Source organism: Streptomyces sp. NPDC005931 (assembly GCF_042871235.1).
GTDB lineage: Bacteria > Actinomycetota > Actinomycetes > Streptomycetales > Streptomycetaceae > Streptomyces.
Window position 1 is genome coordinate 418,344 of sequence record NZ_JBIAIG010000001.1, and the last position, 21,602, is coordinate 439,945.

Consider the following 21,602-nt stretch of genomic DNA (forward strand, 5'->3'; position numbering starts at 1 on the left):
TCACTCCCCTCTGCCCGCGGCGGCCGCGGGCGTGCCGGGCCGGGCGAGCACCATCGCGCTCTGGAAGCCGCCGAAGCCGCTGCCGACGGACAGGACCACGTCCATGGCGTGCTCCCGGGCCGTGACGGGCACGTAGTCCAGGTCGCAGAGCGGATCCTTGGTCCTGAGGTTGGCGGTGGGCGGCACCACCTGGCGGTCCAGCGCCAGGGCGCAGGCGGCCACCTCGATGGACCCGATGGCGCCCAGCGAGTGCCCGACCATCGACTTGATGGAGCTGACCGGGATGTCGTAGGCGTGCTGCCCGAGGCTGCGTTTGAACGCGGCGGTCTCGTGCCGGTCGTTCTGCTTGGTGCCGGAGCCGTGCGCGTTGATGTAGTCGACGGCGGTCGGGTCCAGCCTGGCCTGGTCCAGCGCGACGGTGATGGCCTCCGCCATCTCCCGCCCGTCCGGCTTCAGACCGGTCATGTGGTACGCGTTGCTGCGGCCGGCGAACCCGGCGATCTCGGCGTAGATCCGCGCTCCGCGGGCGAGGGCCGCCTCGCGTTCCTCGACGACCATCACGGCGGCGCCCTCGCCGAGCACGAAGCCGTCGCGCTGCCCGTCGAAGGGGCGGGAGGCGTGCTCCGGGTCCGCGTTGTTGGGGGTGGTCGCCTTGATGGCGTCGAAGCAGGCGGAGGTGATGGGCGAGATGGGCGCGTCGGTGGCACCGGCGATCACGACGTCCGCGGTGCCCTCCTCGATGAGCTGCACCGCGTGCCCGACGGCGTCGAGGCCCGAGGTGCAGCCGGTGGAGACCAGGGCGACCGGTCCCTCGGCACCGGTCTCCCAGGCGACCTCGACCGCGAGGGTGGAGGGGACCATGTAGCCGTACAGGTGCGGTACGCCGTACTCGTGGTCGACGAGCCACTTCCTGCCGCTGTCGGAGAGGGTGACGTACTCCTCCTCCAGGCCCATGGTGCAGCCGACGGCGCTGCCGAGGCTGACCGCCATGCGCTCCGGGTCGACGGCGGCCGGCTCGAGGCCGCTGTCGGAGACCGCCTCACGGGCGGAGACCACGGCGAACTGCGCGGCGCGGTCCATGCGGCGCACCTGGCGGGGTGTCAGCCCCGCGGTGGCCGGATCGAAGTCGACCTCGGCGGCGACCTGCGAGCGGAACGCCGACGGGTCGAACAGGGAGATCCGACGGGTCGCCGTGCGGCCCTCGGACAGCGTCCGCCAGAAGGCCTCGCGGCCCACCCCGCCCGGCACGACCGCGCCGATGCCGGTGATGACGGCGCGTCGGCTCACCGGGCACCGCCCACGTCCGGGTTGGCCTGCTCGGGGCGCTGTGCCTGTTCGGTGTCCACGTGGCCGAACTCGGGGCGCGGCGCGAGCGGGGAGAGGTGGAAGGCGCAGCGGGCCGTGGCGTCGCCGGTGTTGACGAGGCGGTGCCGGACGCCGATCGGCACGAGCAGGGAGTCGCCGGCACCGAGGGTCACGACGTCGCGCCCGTCCAGGGTCATCTCCAGGGTGCCGTCCACGACGTGGATGAACTCCTCGGAGTACGGGTGGTAGTGCTCGGTCACCCAGTCGCCGGGCTCCAGGGTCATGACGCCACCGAAGCCGGAGGCGCAGCCGACGGTCTTGGGGCTGAGGGTGACGCGGATGTCGCCGCCGCGCTTGGTGTTGGCCTCGACCTCGTCGGCGGCCACCTTCACGGTGCGGGTGATGGCGGTGGTCACTGGATCCGCCCTCCGTCCTTGGTCCAGATGTAGAAGGGGTCGGCCATCGCGTCCTTGGGCTCTTTCCAGTCCGGGTCGTAGGGCTCCACGCATTGGGCCAGCCGGGTGTTGATGTCGTCGTAGAGCGGGTGGCTGCGGGCCCGGTAGAGGTTGGCGTTGATGTCCTCGTCTGCCTCCACGAGGTGGAAGTACAGGCCGTGGAACCTGAACAGCGTGCGGCGGCTGACACCGATCATGTGCGGCAGGTCGGTGGAGTCGGAGTCCTCGAAGATCTTTGCGATGTCGTCCGTCTTGTCCGGCCGCAGCTTGGCGACGATCAGGGTGCGGTGCACGTGGTCCCTCCCAACGGGTCGGTGGTCGGCAGTGAACGTCGCACCGCGGTCTGGAGGGATGCTCGAAATCCCCTCCAGCGAGGGGACTTCGAGCGCGGCTGGAGGGGGTGCGGCTGTGCTGGGCGGGGACACCGTCCGCGACGACACGGGCAAGGGAAGAGAGGGCGACAGGCATGCCGTTCGCAGCCATCACCTACGACATCAAGCCGGGTTACGAGAAGGAACTCACCGAGATCTTCGGCAGCTTCAGGCGGGTGCGCAGCAGCCGGGTCGAGGACGCCTCGGGTGAGCAGGCCGGCACGATCCTGGCCACCGCGGTGTTCCTGCGCGACGACACGCTGGTCCGGGTCATCGAGTACACCGGCGACCTGGAGGCCGTCGCCCGGCACATGGCCTCGCAGCCGGGAGTGCAGGAGGTGGAACGGAAGCTGAAGCCGTACCTGACCCGGCCCCGGGACACGGACACGGTGGAGGGCTTCGTCGACACGTTCCGGCGCAGCCTGCTGACCACGATCGCCCAGATCTCCTCCCGCGACGTCCCGTCCCCGGCCTGACCGCCCCACCGCCGACGCCCGCTTCCACCTGCCCGGTCCGGGCCCGGTGGGGCGGGCGTCACCCGTACCCGAGGCGCACGCCGAAGCGGACGGCGGCGGACGCGGGGAGGTGGGGGAGGCCGGAAGGCCGGAAGGCGGGGAGGCGGGGAGGCGGCTGAAGGCTTCCCAAGCACCCCACGCCTCGGCAAGCGCGGCTGGTCCCGGACCCGGGTGGCCCAACGACTCGAGTGGTTCAGGGGCCGCGTGCGCAGGGGCGGCACCGGCCGGTTCAGGGGACCGCGAGGCTCAGGTGACCGTGGGCACGGGGAGCCCGCGGCACGGGAAGCCCGCGGCCCAGAAAGCGCCGCGAGCACACAAAGCGCCGCGAGCCCGGAAGACACCGACCACAGATGCACCGCACGCACAGGAACCGCGGCGGCACCGGAACCCCACCGGCGCAGCAGTCGTCGGCGGGAAGCGCGAGGGCTCAGGGATGCTCCGGGTCGGGTAACGGGCGGGCCGGTTCGTCGGTGACGTGGGCCGTCGCGGCCAGCTCGGTGCGGCGGCCCCGGTAGCCCTCGCTCGCCCGGGCCCGGTCGCAGGCCGCCGCGTCCCGCCACCACAACAGCCCCGTGTAGACGCACGGATCGGCCACCGAGCGCAGCAGATCACTGCCCCCGAAGCCGTCGTCCGCGACGCACTGGCCGACCAGGGAACCGAAGTCCAGCTCGAACCGGTCCGGCTCGCCCGTCACCACCGCCCGCACCAGTACCAGCCGGGCGGCCTCGGCCGGAGTCCCGTTCAGGACCATCCGCCCGACGCTGACCAGCAGCTCGGCCTCCGTACGGATCGTCGCCGCCAGCCCGCGCGGCCCCGCCGGTGCCGCCGGATCCTGGTGCACCACCCGCAGCAGGCGGTCCAGCCCCGTCCACCGTTCCAGGTGCACGTACGCCCCCGGCCGCTCGGTCAGCGCGGCGGTCACCCGGAGGACGCATCCCTTGCGGGACTCCCGGTAGTCGGCGTAGCCGAGGAGTTCACGCTCGAAGACGGGGGAAGCCGATGCGGTCGTGAACCGCTCGACGACGGTCAGCTCTCGGTCGCGCTGGGACACCGGCCCCACCCCCTCCTCGTCCCGGCCATGCGTGCCTCGGGGCATCCGAGCACACCCCGCTCGAATCCCGCTCGAGGCCCGGCACAGCGCCGTAGGCCCGAGAGTTCCTCGAGGGTCCACCGAGCCGCCGCGGCGATCGTGGCCTTCACCCATTCGGAGAAGGGAAGGCACACATGCCCGCAAGCGGACACCACGGCGGCACCGTCGCACGAGTCGCACTCGAGCGGCTGCTGCGGCCCATCTGGAACTCATTGGTGGCCTACGGCTCGATATGGCTGCCGGCCGACCAGACCCCGTTCTGGCAGCAGTACCGGTACGACGTCGCGCCGGACCCGCGGCCGGTGGTCCCGGCGCCCGTCCCCGGCAGGAGCGATGTGACGGAGTCTGGCCGGACGACCTTGAGCGCGTCTTGAACCGTGCCGGTCGCGCAGGGGCTCGTGAGGGCCGCAACGAGGACGGAGGAACGCCATGACCACGGCGATGAACACGGTGGACTCCACGGAGGCCGCCGTCCAGGAACGCATCGCCCGGCTCGAGCACGACTTCTCCGATCTCGACGACCCGGGCAATCCGCTGGGCGCACAGCAGTTCCTCGCCGCCGACGAACGCCGGCAGCTGCTGCCCGCCGCCGAGCGGCTGCTCGACTCCTTCGGGCTGAACGCGGAGTTCGTGCCGAGGGACCTGGGCGGCCGGCTCGATCGTCTGGACACCCTGGCCCGGGTGCTGCGCGCGGTGTTCCGGCGTGACGCGGCACTCGGCCTCGGCTACGGGCTGACCTCGTACCTGGCCGCGGTCGTCGTCTGGGCCGGCGGCTCGGCGCGCCAGCGCCGGGACACGGCCGACCTGCTGCTGTCCGGCGGCCGGATGGCGTGCGCCTACCCCGAGCCGCCCCAGGGCAACGACTTCCTGCGCAACCGGCTCGTCGCGGCGCCGGACGGGGACGGCTACCGCCTCAGCGGCCGCAAGGAGGCCGTCAACAACGCGGCCCGCGCCGAGGCCCTGGTGATGTTCGCCCACACACCGGACGGTCTCAGCGCCTTCCTCGCACCCGGCCCGGCACGGGCCGACGGCCCGGGGATGACGCTGCTCCCCCGCCGGGACACGGTGGGCGTGCGCGGCTGTGCCATCCAGGGGCTCGCCTTCGACGGCCATCGGCTGGCCGCGGGAGGGCTGGTCTCGTCGGCGGGCTGCGGCGTCCGCCTGGCCGAGCAGGTCTTCCCGCTCACCCGCGGCGCGGGGCTGTCCATGGCCCTGGGCTGCGCCGACACGGCCCTGCGCACCACGACCGCGTTCGCCCGCTCGCGCCGCTCCCGCAGCCGGGCCTCGCTGCACTCCGCCCGCACCCGCAGGGCGCTGGTGGACGCCTTCGCCGATCTGCTGGTCTGCGACTGCCTCTCGCTCGTCGCCACCCGGGCGGCGCATCTGCTGCCCCGGGAGAGCCGGACGCTGGGAGCGGTCGCCAAGTACCTGCTGCCGACGATCCTCAACGAGACGATGGACGACCTGTCGATCGTGCTGGGCGCCGAGGCGTATGCGAGCGGCGGCAGTTACGGGATCTTCCACAAGACCGCCCGCGACCTGCCGATGATCGGTCTGGGCAGCGCGGGCACCTCGGCCAGCAGGACGGTGATCATCGCCCAGTTGCTGCGGCTGCCCACGCTCGCCGGGCCGGGCGGCGCCGGAGCGGTCGGCGGGCTGTTCCGGCCCTTCGACGCCGGGCTGCCCCCGTTGCGGCCGGAGGAGCACCACCTCGCCCCCGACCGGGACTCGCTGCTCGGCTCCCTGGAGGAGGCGGCTCGTCCCGCGGCCGGGGAGGCGGCCGGCGAACTCGGCGACGCGCTGGCGGAGGCGGCCGCGGTCCTCGTGACGCATCTGCGGATGCTGCGCGAGGAGTGCGCCCGGCTCGCCGACCGGCCGCGGGGCCGCCCCGTGAGCCCCCGCGCCTACGCCCTGGCCGACCGCTACGCCCTGCTGGTCGCCGGCGCGGCCTGCCTCGGCGTCTGGCGCAACCGCCCGGCCGCCGGCTTCCTGGCCGACCCGGCCTGGGCGGCCACGGCCCTCGCCCGGATCGCCTGCCGCCTCGACAAGCCGGCACCGCGCGTCCCCACGTCCGGCGCGGACCGGATGCTCACCGAACTCCTGCACCGGTTCGACGACGCCCGCAGCTACGACCTGTACGCCACGGCCCTCGGCCGCTAGGGGCTGTCGCCCGGACCAGGACGCGGGGAGGCGACGGCGCCTCGTCGAGGGCGTCGACGCGGAGCGTCGGCAACCGACGACAGCGCCGCAGTTGCGGGTGCCGGACCCCGCGGCGCGATCCGGACGACAGGCCCCTGACCGCACGGTCAGCGCCGCGCCCCGGCACGGGCACCGGCACCGCCACCACCCCGCCCCACCCCGCAAGCGCTCGCTCCCCCCACCCCAGCGCCGCCCCGGCGCACAGCCGCAGGGCGTCGTCCGTTCGAGGAGGTCCACCGGCATGTGTCCCCCAACCCGCCCGTCCGGCCCGCCGGGTGACGTCATGCGGCCGTTGCGGCACCGTGGGCCCGGGGAGCCCTGGGAGCCGGTACGGCGGGCGGTGGCGAAGCACGGCACCTGTGTCGTCTACGCCCTGGTCGACGAGTGGCTGCCGCGCGTGCCGGACCCGCTCGCGCTCGCCGCCGACCTCGGCCCCGACCACGCCCGGTTCGTACGGATGCCCGCCTCCCGCAACCGGGACCGCTTCCTCGCCTCCCGGCTCCTGCTGAAGTCCGCGGCCGGCGCCGTCCTCGGCACCCGGCCCCGCGAGCTGGAACTGGCGTACAAACCCGGCGGTCGCCCCTTCCTGCGCGGCATCGACCTGCTGGACGTCGGGCTCAGCCACACCGATGGACTGCTCGTGGTCGGGCTGACCCGGCTCGGCAGGATCGGCGTCGACACCGAGCCGGCCGACCGCCGGATGCTGGAACTCGGCACCGAGCTCAAGGCCTGCACACCGTATGAGCTCGAGGCGCTGGAACAGGTGCCCGAGGAGCGGCGCAACCGGGAACTGGTGCGGCTGTGGACGCTGAAGGAGGCGTACAGCAAGGCCATCGGCCAGGGACTGCGCTTCCGGTTCACCGAGTTCGGTTTCGGACCGCGCGACCGGCGGGTGCGCATGCTGCGCCCCGACGGCACCCCCGGCACGGGGCAGGAGTGGGCCTTCCACAGTTGGCTGGTGGAGGACGCCTACACCGTCAGTGCCGCCGTCTACGACCCCGGCTTCGGCGACCGGCAGGACCCCCGGCCCGGGCTGCCTCTGCTGCCGGTTCTCTCCGACCCCCGCTCCAGCGCGAGTTGAGCCGGTACCGAGGCCCTGCGGTGACGCTCGGACCGCGCATCTGACCGAAAAGGTGCGGACGAAGGGGGATCCGGGTGCAGCGCTGTCTTGCGGTCCGGCCGATGCCCGGCAGGGACGGGATCCGGCTGTTCTGCTTCCACCACGCGGGGGCCGGAGCCCTGGCCTTCGCCGGATGGCAGCGGCGGGTCGGCGCGGACGTGTCCGTCCTGCCGGTGCGGCTGCCCGGCCGGGAGACCAGGCGCCGCGAGGACCGGGTCACCGACGGCGCGCGGCTGGTCGACGAGCTCCAGAGCGACCTGGGGGAGTTCCTGGACGAGCCGCACGCCTTCTACGGGCACAGCCTGGGCGCCCTGGTCGCCTACCGGTTCGCCCAGTACCGGGTGGCCGCCGGACTGCGTCCGCCGGCCCTGCTGGCCGTCGGTGCGTGTTCCGCGCCGCAGCTGCCCGCCCCGCTGATCCAGACCCTGCTCCGTCCCGAGCTTCCCGACGAGGAGCTGATCCGGTCCCTGGGTGGTCAGGACAGCATCCCCGCGCCGCTGCGCTCCCGGATCGGCTGGCTCAGCGGCACCCTGGCCACCCTGCGGGCCGACCTGCTGCTGGCGCAGAGCCTGCGGCAGCCGCCCGTGACCGCGCTGCCGTGCCCCCTCGACGCCTTCGCGGGCGAGGTCGACCCGCTGGTGAACGCCACGGAGGTGCACGCCTGGAAGCACTGCACCACGAACCGTTTCCGGTTCACGGCCGTCCGCGGCACGCACTTCTTCGTACGGGGCCGGGACGTGCCCCGCGCGGTGGGTGAGGCGCTGCGGTCCGAGGCGTCGGCGCCCGGGGCGGCGCGGCCGGAAGCGGCGCCGCCCCGGGTCGGCTGACCCCACGTATCCGAAGGAGATCCGCGCATGGAAATCAGCGTGCTCGGCCCGTTCCGGGCCACCCTGTCCGGGGTGCCCGTGCACCTCACCGCCGTGAAACCGCGCAAGGTCTTCGCGCTGCTCGCCCTCCAGGCGGGCCAGGTCGTCTCGGTGGCCTCACTGGTGGAGGAGGTATGGGGCGAGAGCCCCCCGCGCAGTGTGCAGACCACCCTCCAGACGTACATCCTGCAGATACGCAACGCCATCGCCGCCGCCCTCGGCGACGACGGCAGCGGCGAGGGCGCCGGCCTGCCGAACGGGGCCAAGAGCGTCCTCGTCACCGAGCCGGGCGGCTATCGGCTCGACATCCACGGCGGGCTGCTGGACGCCCATGAGTTCGACGCCCTGGCGTCGGCCGGGCACCGGGCCCTGGACCGGGGCGACTGGAGCGACGCCTCCTCCTTCTTCGGCCGGGCATTGTCGCTGTGGCACGGCCGGGCGCTGGCCGACGTCCAGTGCGGGCCGCTGCTGGAGGTGGAGGCCACCCGACTGGACGAGTCGCGGATGAGCGTCCTTCAGCGGCGGATCGAGGCAGACCTGAGGCTGGGTCGCCACCATGAGCTCATCGGCGAGCTCTCCGGACTCGCCGCCCGGCACCCGCTGCACGAGGCGATGCACGAGCAGCTGATGCTCGCGCTGTACCGGGTGGGGCGCCGCAGCGACGCCCTGGCCGTCTACCGGCAGCTGCGCCGCTGCCTGAACCAGAGCCTCGGGCTCGACCCCTCCCCCAGCGTCGAGCACCTGCACCGTGCGGTGCTCGACTCCTCGCCGCGGCTCGAGCTGGACGCCGCGGCGCACTCCACGGGCCCGCAACTGGCGAGGGCCAACTGACCCGTCAAGGAAGCGAGAGGAAGCATCGTGAGCGAAATGACCCTGTCCGAACTCGGCGAACTGCTGCTCGAATGCGTCGGCGCCCCGGAGGAGGGCATGGCGCTCGAGGGTGAGCAGGCCCTCGACACCCCGTTCCTGGAGTTCGGTTACGACTCCCTCGCCCTGCTCCAGGTCACCAGCGTGATCAACCGCAAGTACGGCATCGTGCTGGACGACGACGCCGTGGCGGAGGCCGAGACGCCGCGGATGCTGCTGCGGATGATCGGCGTCGCGCCGCGTGCCGGGGCGGTCCGGTGACCGCTGCGACCGGGGCGCGCCGGGTGGTCGTCACCGGCGGGACCAAGGGCATCGGGCGGGCGACGGCACTGGCCTTCGCCCGCTCGGGTGCCCGGCTCGTGGTGTCCTACGGCCACGACGGCGAGGCGGCGAAGACGCTGGCCGCCGAGCTGGACGGGCTGGGCTGCGAGGCCGAGCTGGTGCAGGCCGACCTGACCACCCGGGAGGGCGCCGAGGCGCTCGCCCGGGCGGTCGCCGGCCGGTTCGGCGAGGGCGGTCTGGACGTGCTGGTCAACAATCTGGGCGTGGACGGGCACCGGCCCTTCGCCGAGCTCGACGACACCGAGTGGCGGCGGGTCCTCGACCACAACACCACCTCCGCCTACCTGGTGACCCAGGCGCTGCTGGGGGCGCTGGGCGACGGGGCGTCGGTGGTCAACGTCGGCGCTTCCGTGGCGTTGCGCGGACGGCCGTTCGGGGTGCACTACAGCGCCTCCAAGGCCGCCCTCGTCGGGTTCACCCGGGCCCTGGCCAAGGAGCTCGGGCCGCGCGGCGTCCGGGTCAACCTGGTCGCGCCCGGCGTGACCCTCACCGAACCCGTTGGCGGGCCGCCGCATCCGGTGGCCGAGAAGCTCGCCGCACTCACCGCGCTGGGCCGACTGGGCCACCCCGAGGACGTGACGGGGCCGGTGCTGTTCCTCGCCGGGGAGTCGGCCGCGTACGTCACCGGCACAACCATCGAAGTCGACGGAGGAATCTGATGCCCTACGCAGCCATCCAGTACCGGGTCAAGCCGGGTCACGAGGACGAGATCGCCAAGATCTTCCAGGAGTTCCAGCGGGTCGACACCCCCGACTTCCGCGGGCAGGACGGCTCCGCGGCCGGCCGGCTGCTGGGCACCGCGGTGTTCGTCAAGGACGACGTGGTGGTCCGGGTCATCCACTACGAGGGCGACTTCGCGGCGATCGGCCGGCACATGGCCGCGCAGCAGGGCGTCCACACGGCGGAGGCCAGACTGGCTCCGTTCCTCGCCGAGCCGCGCGACACCAGCTCCCCGGCCGCGTTCGCCGAGTACTTCCGCAACGCCACCATGCGCACGGTCGCGCAGCTCACCGTGGACACCCACCCCGCGGGGGCCGCGGCATCATGACCGAGGTGCTGGGCGTCGCGGCCCTGATCGGCAGCGGCCTCACCGCCGGAGTGCTGTTCGCCGTCGCGCTGAGCGTGCTGCCCGCGCTCTTCGCGATGGAGACCGGTACGTACGTGTACGCGCACCGGCTGCTCGGCCGGAACTGGGACCCCACGATGCCGGTCATCGTGCTGAGCAGCACGCTCGCCGACACCGTGCTGGCGGTGGTGGCCGACGGTGCCGCGCGGACGCTGTTCGCGGCCGCCGCGGTGCTGCTGCTGGGCGTGTCCGGGGTGTCCCACCTGTGCAACGTGCCGATCAACCGTCGCGTCAAGTCGATCACCGACCCGGCGGCCATCCCGGCGGACTGGGAGGATCCGCGCCCCTTGTGGCGCCGCTACCACTATCTGCGCACGACCCTGGCCGTCCTGGCCCTGGCCCTCAACGCGGCGGCTCTGACGGCGATGTGACCCTCGCGCCGAGGCCGCACTCCCCGGATCGTCCCCGGGAGTGCGGCCTCGACGCGCGTCCGCACCGCCGGCACTCCCGTCCACCCGGTCCACCGCGTCCGCCCCCTCCGGCCCCCGAGTGCTTCTCGAGCCGGTGGCGGCAGCATCGGGGCATGGACGATCCCACCGACACGCAGCCCGCCCTCGTCGTCGTCCGCGGGCACCCGGACGCCGTCGAACTCGCCGCCCTGACCGCCGTGCTCCTGGTCCGGCTGCGGGCCCGCACCGAGGCGGAGGAGGCGTACGAGAGCGACGGCGCGCTGGGCACGGCGCCCCGGGCGCCCTGGGGCGCGCCGCGCCGCGTCCGCCCGCGTGTCGGCTGGACGGCGCCCTGATCCGTGCGGCGCTCCCGCGGCCCAGTCGCGGTCGAGTGCCCTTCGAGACGGCACGCCTACGGTCGCGCAGCGGGTGAGCGGGCGCCGAAGACGGGGGCCGTCCGCACCCGTACGACACGCAGGGGGTCACCAATGACCGGCTACCGCACCTTCACCGAACTGATCACCGACAGGGCCGAGCGGACGCCCGAGCGCGTCGCCCTGCTCCTGCTGCCGGACAGCGACGAGCACGGCCGCCCCGCGTCGGTCACGTACCGCACGCTCGACGCCTCCGCCCGCCGCCTGGCAGGCCGGCTGGTGGCCGACGGCGCGGCCGGTGAGCCGGTGCTGCTGCTGCACGCCTCGCCGCGCCAGTTCGCCGTGTCCTTCCTCGCCTGTCTGCACGCGGGTGCGGTCGCCGTGCCCGTCCCGCCGTCCGGCGGTCACCGTCATCACGAGGAGCGGGTGGCCGGCATCGTCCGGCAGGCCGCTCCGCGGGTCGCGCTGACCGACGCCGCGCTGGCTCCCGACGTCTCCCGGCTGCTGGCCCGGCACGGCCACGGCTCGGTGCCGTGCCTGGCCGCCGACGCGGCCTCCGGCCCGGCCGGCACACCGCTGCCCGCGTCCGGCCCGGACACGGTGGCGTACCTCCAGTTCACCTCTGGCTCCACCGGCAGTCCGCACGGAGTGGTGGTCTCCCACGGCAATCTGCTCGCCAACCAGGAGGCGCTGGCCGGTCTGCTGGGCGCCGGCCCCGAGGCCCGGATCGGCGGCTGGCTGCCGCTGCACCACGACATGGGCCTGGTCGGGCAGTTGCTGCATCCCCTGTGGCTCGGGGCGACCTCGGTACTGCTGTCGCCGGAGGCGTTCGTCAGACGCCCGGTGCGGTGGCTGGAGGCGATCGGGCGGTACGGCATCGAGGTGAGCGGCGCCCCGGACTTCGCGTACGACCTGTGCGCGCGGCGGGTCACCGACGAGCAGCTCGAGGGGCTGGACCTGTCCGGCTGGCGGGTCGCGGTCTCCGGTGGGGAGCCGGTGCGCGCCGAGACCCGACGGGCCTTCGTCGAGCGGTTCGCGGGCGTGGGTCTGCGCCCCCGGGCGATGCACACGGCGTACGGTCTGGCCGAGGCGACGCTGCTGGTCTCGGGCGGCCCGGCGGCGGACGGCGAGCGGACGGTCGACGCCGGGGCCCTGGAGCACGGCCGGCTGGGGGAGCCGCGCCCCGGGCGCCCCGCGCACACCCTGGTGTCCTGCGGCACCGAGGCCGGCGCGGGCGGCCGGGTGCTGATCGTGGACCCGGAGACGCACGAGGTGCTGCCGCAGGGCCGGATCGGCGAGATATGGGTGGACGGTCCGGGCGTCGCCCGCGGTTACTGGCGCGACCCCGCGGCGACCGCGGAGCGCTTCGGCGCGGTGACGGCGGACGGCCACGGCGGACTGCTGCGCACCGGTGACCTCGGCGTGCTGGACGGTGGCCGGCTGCACGTCACGGGCCGGCTGAAGGACGTGATCGTGGTCGCGGGGCGCAATCTGTACCCGCAGGACCTGGAGCGGACCGTGCAGCGCGTGAGCACCCTGTTCGGCGCGGGCAGCGCCTTCTCCGTGCCCGGCGAGCGCGAACGCGTCGTGCTGGTACAGGAGTTGCGCACGCACCAGCGGTACGCGCTGGATCTGGAGGAGATCGCGAAGGACGTACGGCGGTGCCTCACCGAGGAGTTCGAGGTGGCCGTGGCGGGTGTGCTGCTGGTGCGGCCCGGCACGGTCCGGCGCACCACCAGCGGGAAGGTGGAGCGGTCGGCGATGCGCCGGCTGTTCCTCAACGGCGGGTTGCGGCCGCTGTACGAGTACCTCGACGAGGACCTCGTGACGTCGGCGGGCCCGCGCCGGCGCGCATAGGCGGGCGGGACCGACAGCCGACGACCGACGACCGACGACGGCATGGAAGGGGGCAGGACGACGTGTGTGCAGCGGCACCGGGCGATCCCGACGAGGGGGTTTTCGCCGCCTGGCTCGCCGAGCGGATCGGCGGGTACGCACGGCGCGAGATCCGCGAGGACGAGGAACTGCCCGACTGGGGGCTCGACTCGGTCGCCCTTCTCGGCCTGTTCGGGGACATCGAGGCGGAGTACGGTCCGCTGCTGGACCCGGCGGACATCTGGGCCCATCCGACCGTCCGCGACCTCGCCCGCTATCTGGCGATGCGGCAGGGCATGGGGCGCCACTCCGATCGGGTGCGGGCGGTGTTCGTCTTCACCGGCCAGGGCAGCCAGCATCCCCGGATGACCGCGGGGCTGCACGACGCCCTGTCCGCGTATCGGCGTCATCTTGCCGACGCCGACGAGGCGATCGGCCCTTACCTCGGCAGGTCGGTCCGCGAGCTCGTGCTCGGCGGTGACCCCCGGGTGCACCAGACGGCGCTGACCCAGCCGGCGCTGTTCGCCGTCGGGTACGCGCTGGCGATGACCCTCCTGGAGGAGGAGGGGGTGCGGCCTGTGGCGGTGCTGGGGCACGGCACCGGCGAGGTCGCGGCGGCCGTGGTCGCCGGGGCGCTGTCCCTGGCGGACGCCGCCCGGCTGGTGTGCTTCCGCGGTTCCTCCATGCAGTACCTGCCGTCGGGCGGCGGGATGATGGCCACCTGCGCGAGTCCCTTCGAGGCCGCCGACGCGGCGGCGGCGGAGCCGGAGGTGTCGATCGGCGCGTTCAACGCGGCGCGGGCGACCGTGCTGTCCGGTGCGGTCGACGGGCTGGAGCGGGTGCGGGAACGGCTGGCGGCGGTCGGTATCGCCAGCACGTTCCTCCAGGTGACGCACGCCTTCCACTCACCGCTGATGGAACCGGTGGCGCCGCGCTTCGAGGAGGCGGCCCGGCACCTGACGGGCGGGGCGCCCGAGGTGCCGTACTACTCCACGGTGTACGGGCGGCGGTACGAGGAACCGCTGACCACCGGCTACTGGACCGGCCAGATCACCGCGCCGGTCCGGTTCGCCGACGCCGCGCGCCAGATGCTCGCCCAGCAGGCTCCCACCCACGTCGTGGAGATCGGCCCCAAGGCGGTGCTGACCCCCTTCCTGCGCCGGATGGCGGGCGCCCGCGGCCCGGTGTGCCTGGCGGTGTGCCGCGACCCGGAGACCAACGCGGTGGATCTGGCGGGCGTCCTGTCCAGCCTCGACGCGGGTCCCCTGGCGCAGATCTGAGCCCTACTCCCGTACCGGCCGCCCGCGTTCAGGGGATCCAGCCCGCCTCTTCCGCGATGCGGATGGCGTCGATGCGGTTGCGGGCGTTGAGCTTGTCGACGATGGCCGTGAGGTAGTTCCGGACCGTCCCGGGGGTCAGGTAGAGGTGGTCCGCGATCTCCCCGGCGTCGGCGCCGCGGGCCGCGAGCCGGAGCACCTGGGTCTCCCGGGGCGAGAGCGGGTTGTCCGGCGCCTCCCAGGCGCTGAGCGCGAGTTCGGGGTCGATGACCCGCTGCCCGGCGGCGACCGAGCGCACCGCCTGCGCCAGCCGGGACGGCGGGGAGTCCTTGAGCAGGAAGCCGGAGACGCGCGCGGCCATCGCCCGGCGCAGCGTTCCCGGCCTGCCGAGGCTGGTGAGCATGAGGGTGCGGCAGTCGGGCACCCGTTCGTGCAACTCCGTCGCGGCGGTGAGTCCGTCCGTGCCGGGCAGGTCGATGTCGATCACGGCGACATCGGGACGGGCCTCGAGCGCCGACGCCACGATGAGGTCGCCCCGGTCCACCGAGGCGACGACCTGGAGGTCCGGTTCCAGTTCCAGCAGGGCGACGAGCGCGCCGCGGACCATGTGCACGTCCTCGGCGAGAAGGATCTTCACCAACCCCATGTTCTCCCCCGATCGATCCATGGCCGCTCAGACAGCGGGTCTGTCCACTTGCCCGGTCCAGTCGGCCGCACTGCCGGCGCCCCCGTGCCGCCGCGGGCGGGATGCCGTCTCCTCGCCCTTCGCCGGTCTGACCGGCGCCACCGCCGTCAGCCGGAAGCGGCCGCCCGGGACGACGCCCGCGGTCAGCTCGCCGCCGATCGCTCTGAGCCGGGTGCACAGGTTCCCCAGCCCGCTGCCGCGGTCCGGTGAGTCGGGGCGGTCCGGTGCGGCGACGCCGTCGTTGACGAGGTCGAGGCGCACCGCCTCTCCCACGATCTCGGCCCTGACGGTGCACTTCTCCACCTTGCTGTGCCGGAGGATGTTCGTGACGCCCTCGCGCAGTGCGGTCGCCAGCACGGTGTCCACCAGCGGGTGCAGCCTGCCGCAGCGGATGTCCACCTCGATGTCCACGTCGGCCGCCGCCATCACCTCGGCCACCGACTCGGCCTCCGCCTCCAGCGACATGTCCCGGTAGCCGCTGGCCACCAGGCGCACGTCGGCGAGCGCCTGCCGGGCGACGCCGAGCACCGAGGCGACCTCGTCCCGGGCCCGCTCGGGGTTGACCGGGACCAGGCGGTGGATCAGCTCGCTCTTCAGCGTGATCGCGGAGAGGCTGTAGCCGAGCAGGTCGTGCAGGTCGCGGGCGAAGCGCAGCCGTTCCTGGGTGACGGCCATCCGGGCCATCTCCGCGCGGGTCTCGTGGACCTCGCGGACCAGTTCGGTGAGCCGGGTCAGGCCGTAGATGACCAGTCCGGCCAGGGCGGTGGAGACGGCGTAGTAGCCCGTTTCCAGGGCGGGTACGCCCTCCCCGGCCGACCAGAGGAGCATCGTCAGCGGAATCAGCCCGTAGCAGGGCCAGGCGAACCGGCCGGGGAGCAGAAGCAGAATCGATCCACCGAGGGGTCCCGCCATGCTTCCCCAGGCGACGCCCAGCCACACCATGGGGCCGAAGGTGAGGACCACCTGGCCGCCGAGGATGAGCGCCTTGCGACGCGTGGTCCACCTGCGGGCGCCGGGCGAGGTGAGGAGGATCTGCACCACGTAGAGCACGACCACCGCTGCCGTGCAGACGGCCAGGGCGGCGGTCCCCGACACCACGTTCTGCACGTTGAGCAGGGTGATGATGCCGTGTCCCGAGAAGACCACCGCGCTGATGCCCTGCGCGAGGCGCGGTGCCAGCAGCTCCTCCCGTGCCCCGCCCCGGATCCCCGCCTCCGCCGCCGCGGAGGCCGGCAACCCCCGCCGCACGTCCGGACGCATCCCCTCCGCTAAGTCGTTGTCGTGATTGAGGTCGTTGTCCGAAGTCCGGAAACGGCCCGCCATGTGTCGACTCCTCGCATGCAGTTGGGGAGTATGCGTGACCGAACTATAAGCCGACACATGGCGGGCCGGGGACCTGTACAACACCTCCACGCGGCCTACAACAGCAGGGGTACCGGGTTCAGTTCCTCGTAGCGGGTCGGCCGGTCGAGATGGCCGAGACGCACCGGTACGTCGTACAGCCGTCCCGGGGCGAACCGGGCGTAGAACGGGCGCAGCCCGGGCACCAGCACCTTCACGGCCGGAACCCCGACGTCCGGCCGGGTCTGGTCCAGCACCAGGAGCTCCATGCCGTGCGCCGCCACGAGGGTCCGGATGTCCTCGACGTCGGCGAGCAGGTCGTCGTTGCGGGCGGCGCGGGGCCACGAACCGGGGGCCCGCTGCGACTGCCCGGGATCGGGAAGCAGATGGGGCTGGTCGGGAGTGCCCCCGGCGCCCCCGGAGGCCAGGGCCGGCAGCGTCTGGACCATCTCGGTCAGCGCGCGGCGCAGCGCCAGCCGGGGATCGAAGTGCGCCCCGAAGCCGTACACGGTGTGCGCGGCGGTGCCGTCCGCGGGCCGGGAGACCGCCGCCACGACGGGTATGCCGAGGTCGGAGGTGAGGTCCAGGGCCCAGATCCGGTGGCCCGCCCGGCCCACGGCGTCCCGCAGCCCGGCCAGCCACGGCGCGTCGAAGGTGTCGAGGTCGATGCCCGGCCGCCGGAGCCGGTTGTACCACCACAGGGCCACCGCGTCCCGCTCGACGAGTTCGAGGAAACCCTGCACCACGGTGTCCTCGAGGCTGGCGCCCGCCGCGTTGCCGTTGGAGTCGGCCCACAGCCCGTCCGGGGATCCACCGGGCGCGCAGTCGAAGTACAGCGTGGAGGTGGGCAGCAGCCGCTGGGTGCCGCCGGTGAGGGACCACACCGGCGTCCACTCGGTGGGCGTGTGCGGGTCGAGCGGCCGGCTCACGTGGTGGAACGGCGTGTGAGAGGTGTTCCAGCGGTCCCGGTCGGCGTACTGCCGCTCGTGGAACAGCTGGTAGGCGTTGGGGTGGACGGCCGCCGCGCCGAGCCCGGCGAACGAGTCGGTGACGGTCGGCTCATCGCCCTGACGCGCGGCGCAGTAGCGTTCCACCGCTTCGCCCAGGGCGCTGGCCCGCGCCTCGACGGCGCTTGCCCCCTTGCCCGAGCTGCGCGACCGCAGCACCCGGCTCACCATGGCCGGCGAGTGCCCGCTCAGCGCGAGGTTGTGCCCGGAGTCGTAGGCGTGCAGCCCCTCGGGCAGCCCCGCCATGGGGCGCACCTGGGTCACGATGCCGGTGAGCGGCCCGATCAGATGGCCGTGGCGGGCGAGCATCTGCTCGGCGGACAGGGCCCGGTCGTTGCTGCCGGAGCCCGGGGCCTTGGGCCGGGAGACCAGGACCACCGGCCGCCGCGTCCGCTCGGCCACGAGCGAGGGGTCGCCGCAGGCCGGGCACTGCGGGCGTCTTCGCACCGGGTGGTGGGTGGTGCGCAGGGTGAGGCCGTCCAGCACGCAGACCGCGCGCTGCTGCGGACACCGCAGGCCCGCCAGCCACTTGGCCGTCTCCAGCACCGCGCCGTGCAGCCCCATGGCCCGTACGGCGGCCAGTGAGGACGCCGGGTGGACCGCGAGGCCGTCGATGCCGAGGGCCTCGCGCACCGACATCTCGCCACGGCGGTGCTCGCGCAGCCGGTGCGCCAGGCACGACCAGCACGCGGCGTCCGTGCCCGGCTCGAAGACCGGCCCGGTCCAGGGCTCGGCCGCGAAGGGCCGGGCCAGCAGCCACGGCCGCCCCTCGGCCCGGAACCGGGCGTCCACGGCCCGCAGTCCGGGCGCCAGGTAGTCCTCGCACAGGACGAGCGCGAAGGGCGCGTCGGCGTCCCCCGCGACCGCGGTGATCCCGGTGGCGCGGCACGCGGCCCGAGCGGCCTCGCCGTCCACGTCCCCGACGCACACCAACGCCACCGGCGTGCCGCGCACGGTGTCCTGCGCGATGGCCCCGTCCAGCCCGGCACGGTCCCAGTACGCCTCGGCCGGAGCGCAGTCCGCACCGGAGGGCGCGGCGGGCCGGGCGCCCCGGCGGTACCCCACCAGGTTGGCCTCGGCCAGGCGTCGTACCACCCGGCCCGCCTCGTCGGCCGGCATGGCCGCCGCGGCCTCGCGGAGCAGTTCGGGGAGGGTGCGGCTGCCGTCGAGCAGCGACACGAGGGTCCGCACGCCCGTACCCCGCACCGCTGTCACGTCCGTGTCGGACCACATGAACACGGCCTCTCCCGGGGCCGACACGGCCCGTACATGACGCTTGAGCGCCACGTACGGGCCGTGTGCCGGGGCCCACCCCTCGCTCACGCACCCACCCGGGTGTCCAGGAGGACGGAGTAGCAGAAGCACCATTCCGCGACCGCCGTGTCCGCGGTGCTCAGGCTCTCGACGGACACCGTCGTCCCGGCCGCGCGCTGCTCGAACCCGGGCTCCAGCCCGGTACGGGCCGCCAGTTCCGCGAAGTGGAGAAGCTCTTCGGTGACGTTCACGACTACCCCCTGTAGATGAACAAACCGGTGCCGGACGGGATGCCGGGCAAGACGCGGCGACGTCCGTGAGGAAAGGGAACCTGCGAGCCGAACCGATGTGCGTCGGCGTCGTGTTCGAGAGTCTGCGGCCGGAATTCGCCCGTCCGGCAGTGCGCCACTCACCGGACACCCATGACATTTTCATGTGCGCGGTCGTGCGCCGCTCACTGGGCCGTGGCCGGTACCCGATGGCAGTCTCGGAGCCGGATTACCAGATGGCCGCCCCGCATCTGCCGGCGGTCTTGGCCCAAGGGGGAGAGGACGCACATGGAGATCCAGGTCCTGGGGTCGCTCGCCGCGCAGGAGCGCGGCGTCTCAGTGGTGCCGAGCGCCGCCAAGCCCCGCCAGCTGCTCGCCCTGCTCGCCCTGCACGCCGACCGTGTGGTGTCGGTACCCACGCTGATGGAGGAGATCTGGGGTGAGCACATCCCCCGCAGCGCCTCCACCACCCTGCAGACCTACGTCCTGCAACTGCGCCGCCGGATCACCGCCGCGCTGGACGGCGACCCGCGCCGCGACGCCAAGGACGTCCTGGTCACCCGGTTCGGCGGCTATCTGCTCCAGGTGCAGCCGGGCCGGGTCGACGCGCACGAGTTCGAACGGCTGGCCGCGAACGGCGGCACCGCCTTCGAGATCGGCGACTACCGCACCGCCTCCGACCTGCTGCGCCGCGCGCTCGCCCTGTGGCAGGGGCCGGCGCTGGTCGACGTACCGGCCGGCTCGGTGCTGGAGCTGGAGGTGCTGCGACTGAACGAGGAGCGCACGACCGCGCTGGAGCGGCGCATCGAGGCGGACCTGCGTCTCGGCCGCTACGGCGAGGTGGTTCCCGAACTCCGGGTCCTGGCCGCCCGCCACCCCCTCCACGAGGGCTTCTGCGCCCAGCTGATGCGCGCCCTGCACCGCACCGGCGGGAGCTGGCGGGCCCTGGAGGCGTACCAGCGCCTGCGCGGCAGCCTGGTCCGCGAACTGGGCCTGGAACCCTCCGCCGCCCTCCAGGAACTCCACCGGGCGGTCCTCTCGGGCGACGCCGACCTCGCACTGCACCCGGCCGCGGCGGACTGAGCCGGGCGGGAGCATCGTCCGCGAGGCCGGGGCCCGTCCCGGCCGGCCGGCGCGCCCCCGGTCGAGCCGTTCTCCAGGAACCGTGTCGAGGACTTCGAGGGTGCGTACCTACGGTGCCGCAATGACGACCTTCGACGAGCTCCTGGCCCTCGCCCCCGCTCCCCCGCCCGATCTGCGGCGCTCCACCGACGAGTTGACACGGCTGAAGGAGGAGCTGAGCCGCGGCCCCGACCCCGAGGCCACCCGGCGCCAGCACGCCAAGGGCAAGCTCACCGCCCCCGAGCGCCTGGAACTCCTCTTCGACGAGGGCACGTTCACCGAGATCGAACCCCTGCGCCGGCACCGTGCCACCGGCTTCGGCCTGGAGGACCGCAAGCCGCACGGGGACGGCGTGGTCATCGGCTGGGGCCTGGTGCACGGCCGTACCGTCTTCGCCTACGCCCACGACTTCCGCGTCTTCGGCGGCGCCCTGGGCGAGGCACACGCCGAGAAGATCCACAAGGTGATGGACCTGGCCGAGGCGGCCGGCGCCCCCGTCGTCGGCCTGAGCGACGGCGCCGGCGCCCGCATCCAGGAGGGCGTCACGGCGCTCGCCGGCTACGGCGGCATCTTCCGCCGCAACACCCGGGCCTCCGGTGTCATCCCGCAGATCAGCGTCATCCTGGGCCCGTGCGCGGGCGGCGCCGCCTACTCCCCCGCCCTCACCGACTTCGTGTTCATGGTGCGCGGCACGTCCCAGATGTTCATCACCGGCCCCGACGTGGTCCACGCCGTGACCGGCGAGAAGATCACCCACGACGGCCTCGGCGGCGCCGACGTGCACGCCACGCTCTCGGGCGTCTCGGGCTTCGCGTACGACAACGAGGCCGACTGCCTGGCGGACGTACGCCACCTGTTGTCGCTGCTCCCCCGGAACAACCGCGAACTCCCGCCGGCCGTCCGCGGCGACGACCCGGCGGACCGGCGCACCGACGCGCTCACCTCACTGGTCCCGGCGGACCCGCAGCAGGCGTACGACATGCGCTCGGTGATCGAGGAGATCGTCGACGACGGCGACTACTTCGAGGTCCACGAGTCCTGGGCCCGCAACGTCGTGTGCGCGCTGGCCCGTCTGGACGGTCAGGTGGTGGGCCTCGTCGCCAACCAGCCCGCCGCACTGGCCGGCGTCCTGGACATCCACGGCTCGGAGAAGGCGGCCCGCTTCGTCCAGACCTGTGACGCCTTCAACATCCCCCTGGTGACGCTCGTCGACGTGCCCGGTTTCCTGCCCGGCGTCGACCAGGAGCACGGCGGCATCATCCGTCACGGCGCCAAGCTCCTCTACGCGTACTGCAACGCGACGGTCCCCCGCATCTCGCTGGTCGTCCGCAAGGCGTACGGCGGCGCGTACATCGTGATGGACTCCCGCTCGATCGGCGCGGACCTCTCCTTCGCGTGGCCCACCAACGAGATCGCGGTGATGGGCGCGGAGGGTGCGGCGAACGTGGTCTTCCGCCGTGAGATCGCCACGTCGGACGACCCGGACGCCACTCGGGCACGGCTGATCAAGGAGTACAGGTCCGAGCTGATGCACCCCTACTACGCCGCCGAACGCGGCCTGGTCGACGACGTCATCGACCCGGGCGAGACCCGTGCCGTCCTGATCCGCTCGCTGGCGATGCTCCGCGCGAAGCACTCGCCGCTGCCGGAACGCAAGCACGGCAATCCGCCGGTGTAGCACGCGAAGGGTGCCCCGGACGTGGCGGAGCCCGGGAGTCGTATCCAGCTCCCGGGCCCCTGGGGATGCCACCCA

At 73.6% G+C, this 21,602-nt stretch carries 23 protein-coding genes; 15 read left to right on the forward strand and 8 right to left on the reverse strand.

What is annotated here, in order from left to right:
* From ACFYOV_RS01835 to ACFYOV_RS01845, 3 genes are read right to left on the reverse strand one after another with little or no spacing between them, the layout of a single operon-like run.
* On the reverse strand, positions 1–1,287 hold the full coding sequence (locus tag ACFYOV_RS01835) for a beta-ketoacyl-[acyl-carrier-protein] synthase family protein (protein ID WP_389081530.1): 1,287 nt from the start codon (positions 1,285–1,287) through the stop codon (positions 1–3).
* Positions 1,284–1,721, reverse strand: coding sequence for a cupin domain-containing protein (locus ACFYOV_RS01840; RefSeq protein WP_389081533.1), 438 nt, complete (start codon positions 1,719–1,721; stop codon positions 1,284–1,286). Before ACFYOV_RS01840 ends, ACFYOV_RS01835 begins: the two co-directional genes overlap by 4 nt.
* Positions 1,718–2,053, reverse strand: a complete 336-nt coding sequence (locus ACFYOV_RS01845; protein WP_389081535.1) for a TcmI family type II polyketide cyclase — start codon at positions 2,051–2,053, stop codon at positions 1,718–1,720. Before ACFYOV_RS01845 ends, ACFYOV_RS01840 begins: the two co-directional genes overlap by 4 nt.
* A 173-nt stretch (positions 2,054–2,226) precedes the next feature.
* Between ACFYOV_RS01845 and ACFYOV_RS01850 the strand changes: the two genes are divergently transcribed.
* On the forward strand, positions 2,227–2,607 hold the full coding sequence (locus tag ACFYOV_RS01850; protein ID WP_389081537.1) for a SchA/CurD-like domain-containing protein: 381 nt from the start codon (positions 2,227–2,229) through the stop codon (positions 2,605–2,607).
* 466 nt (positions 2,608–3,073) lie between these two features.
* Here ACFYOV_RS01850 and ACFYOV_RS01855 read toward each other — a convergent pair whose 3' ends face one another.
* Positions 3,074–3,697 carry an antibiotic biosynthesis monooxygenase gene (locus ACFYOV_RS01855; RefSeq protein ID WP_389081539.1) on the reverse strand — a complete coding sequence of 208 codons (624 nt, stop codon included), beginning with the start codon at positions 3,695–3,697 and terminating at the stop codon, positions 3,074–3,076.
* Between the two features lie 173 nt (positions 3,698–3,870).
* Here ACFYOV_RS01855 and ACFYOV_RS01860 point away from each other — a divergent pair, with 173 nt between their 5' ends.
* The 12 genes from ACFYOV_RS01860 (at position 3,871) to ACFYOV_RS01915 (ending at position 14,174) form a co-directional block, all read left to right on the forward strand.
* Positions 3,871–4,110 (forward strand): hypothetical protein, encoded by a 240-nt coding sequence (locus ACFYOV_RS01860; protein WP_389081541.1) that lies wholly within the window; start codon positions 3,871–3,873, stop codon positions 4,108–4,110.
* Positions 4,111–4,165: 55 nt separating this feature from the next.
* Positions 4,166–5,896, forward strand: coding sequence for an acyl-CoA dehydrogenase (locus tag ACFYOV_RS01865; RefSeq protein WP_389081544.1), 1,731 nt, complete (start codon positions 4,166–4,168; stop codon positions 5,894–5,896).
* Between the two features lie 280 nt (positions 5,897–6,176).
* Positions 6,177–7,016 (forward strand): 4'-phosphopantetheinyl transferase family protein, encoded by an 840-nt coding sequence (locus ACFYOV_RS01870; RefSeq protein ID WP_389081546.1) that lies wholly within the window; start codon positions 6,177–6,179, stop codon positions 7,014–7,016.
* A 101-nt stretch (positions 7,017–7,117) separates the two neighbouring features.
* Positions 7,118–7,882, forward strand: a complete 765-nt coding sequence (locus tag ACFYOV_RS01875; RefSeq protein WP_389081548.1) for a thioesterase II family protein — start codon at positions 7,118–7,120, stop codon at positions 7,880–7,882.
* A gap of 27 nt (positions 7,883–7,909) precedes the next feature.
* Positions 7,910–8,752, forward strand: a complete 843-nt coding sequence (locus ACFYOV_RS01880; RefSeq protein ID WP_389081550.1) for a BTAD domain-containing putative transcriptional regulator — start codon at positions 7,910–7,912, stop codon at positions 8,750–8,752.
* Between the two features lie 27 nt (positions 8,753–8,779).
* Positions 8,780–9,049, forward strand: coding sequence for an acyl carrier protein (locus ACFYOV_RS01885; protein WP_389081552.1), 270 nt, complete (start codon positions 8,780–8,782; stop codon positions 9,047–9,049).
* Positions 9,046–9,789 carry an SDR family NAD(P)-dependent oxidoreductase gene (locus tag ACFYOV_RS01890; RefSeq protein WP_389081555.1) on the forward strand — a complete coding sequence of 248 codons (744 nt, stop codon included), beginning with the start codon at positions 9,046–9,048 and terminating at the stop codon, positions 9,787–9,789. Before ACFYOV_RS01885 ends, ACFYOV_RS01890 begins: the two co-directional genes overlap by 4 nt.
* Entirely contained in the window at positions 9,789–10,178 is a 390-nt protein-coding gene (locus ACFYOV_RS01895; protein WP_389081559.1) for a SchA/CurD-like domain-containing protein, read from the forward strand. The genes ACFYOV_RS01890 and ACFYOV_RS01895 overlap by 1 nt, the downstream gene beginning before the upstream one ends.
* Positions 10,175–10,627, forward strand: coding sequence for an anthrone oxygenase family protein (locus ACFYOV_RS01900; protein WP_389081561.1), 453 nt, complete (start codon positions 10,175–10,177; stop codon positions 10,625–10,627). Before ACFYOV_RS01895 ends, ACFYOV_RS01900 begins: the two co-directional genes overlap by 4 nt.
* 152 nt (positions 10,628–10,779) lie before the next feature.
* On the forward strand, positions 10,780–11,001 hold the full coding sequence (locus ACFYOV_RS01905) for an acyl-CoA carboxylase subunit epsilon (RefSeq protein ID WP_389081563.1): 222 nt from the start codon (positions 10,780–10,782) through the stop codon (positions 10,999–11,001).
* Positions 11,002–11,133: 132 nt separating this feature from the next.
* Positions 11,134–12,876 carry a fatty acyl-AMP ligase gene (locus ACFYOV_RS01910; protein WP_389081566.1) on the forward strand — a complete coding sequence of 581 codons (1,743 nt, stop codon included), beginning with the start codon at positions 11,134–11,136 and terminating at the stop codon, positions 12,874–12,876.
* Positions 12,877–12,938: 62 nt separating this feature from the next.
* Positions 12,939–14,174: an acyltransferase domain-containing protein gene (locus tag ACFYOV_RS01915; RefSeq protein ID WP_389081569.1), complete on the forward strand. Its 1,236-nt coding sequence runs from the start codon at positions 12,939–12,941 to the stop codon at positions 14,172–14,174.
* A gap of 28 nt (positions 14,175–14,202) precedes the next feature.
* Here ACFYOV_RS01915 and ACFYOV_RS01920 read toward each other — a convergent pair whose 3' ends face one another.
* The 4 genes from ACFYOV_RS01920 to ACFYOV_RS01935 all read right to left on the reverse strand — a co-directional run bounded on the left by ACFYOV_RS01920 (position 14,203) and on the right by ACFYOV_RS01935 (position 18,709).
* The gene (locus ACFYOV_RS01920) at positions 14,203–14,811 is read right to left on the reverse strand and encodes a DNA-binding response regulator (protein ID WP_389081571.1); all 609 of its coding nucleotides are present in this window, start codon (positions 14,809–14,811) and stop codon (positions 14,203–14,205) included.
* A gap of 33 nt (positions 14,812–14,844) precedes the next feature.
* Entirely contained in the window at positions 14,845–16,179 is a 1,335-nt protein-coding gene (locus ACFYOV_RS01925; protein ID WP_389081573.1) for a sensor histidine kinase, read from the reverse strand.
* A gap of 95 nt (positions 16,180–16,274) precedes the next feature.
* Positions 16,275–18,527 (reverse strand): TOMM precursor leader peptide-binding protein, encoded by a 2,253-nt coding sequence (locus ACFYOV_RS01930; protein ID WP_389081575.1) that lies wholly within the window; start codon positions 18,525–18,527, stop codon positions 16,275–16,277.
* Positions 18,524–18,709: a hypothetical protein gene (locus ACFYOV_RS01935; protein ID WP_389081578.1), complete on the reverse strand. Its 186-nt coding sequence runs from the start codon at positions 18,707–18,709 to the stop codon at positions 18,524–18,526. Before ACFYOV_RS01935 ends, ACFYOV_RS01930 begins: the two co-directional genes overlap by 4 nt.
* A gap of 306 nt (positions 18,710–19,015) precedes the next feature.
* Here ACFYOV_RS01935 and ACFYOV_RS01940 point away from each other — a divergent pair, with 306 nt between their 5' ends.
* Together ACFYOV_RS01940 and ACFYOV_RS01945 are read left to right on the forward strand one after the other, a co-directional pair.
* A complete protein-coding gene (locus tag ACFYOV_RS01940; RefSeq protein WP_389081580.1) occupies positions 19,016–19,810 on the forward strand; it encodes a BTAD domain-containing putative transcriptional regulator in 795 nt (264 codons plus the stop codon).
* 121 nt (positions 19,811–19,931) lie between these two features.
* Positions 19,932–21,527: an acyl-CoA carboxylase subunit beta gene (locus ACFYOV_RS01945; RefSeq protein WP_389081583.1), complete on the forward strand. Its 1,596-nt coding sequence runs from the start codon at positions 19,932–19,934 to the stop codon at positions 21,525–21,527.
* The last annotated feature ends 75 nt before the right edge of the window (positions 21,528–21,602 follow it).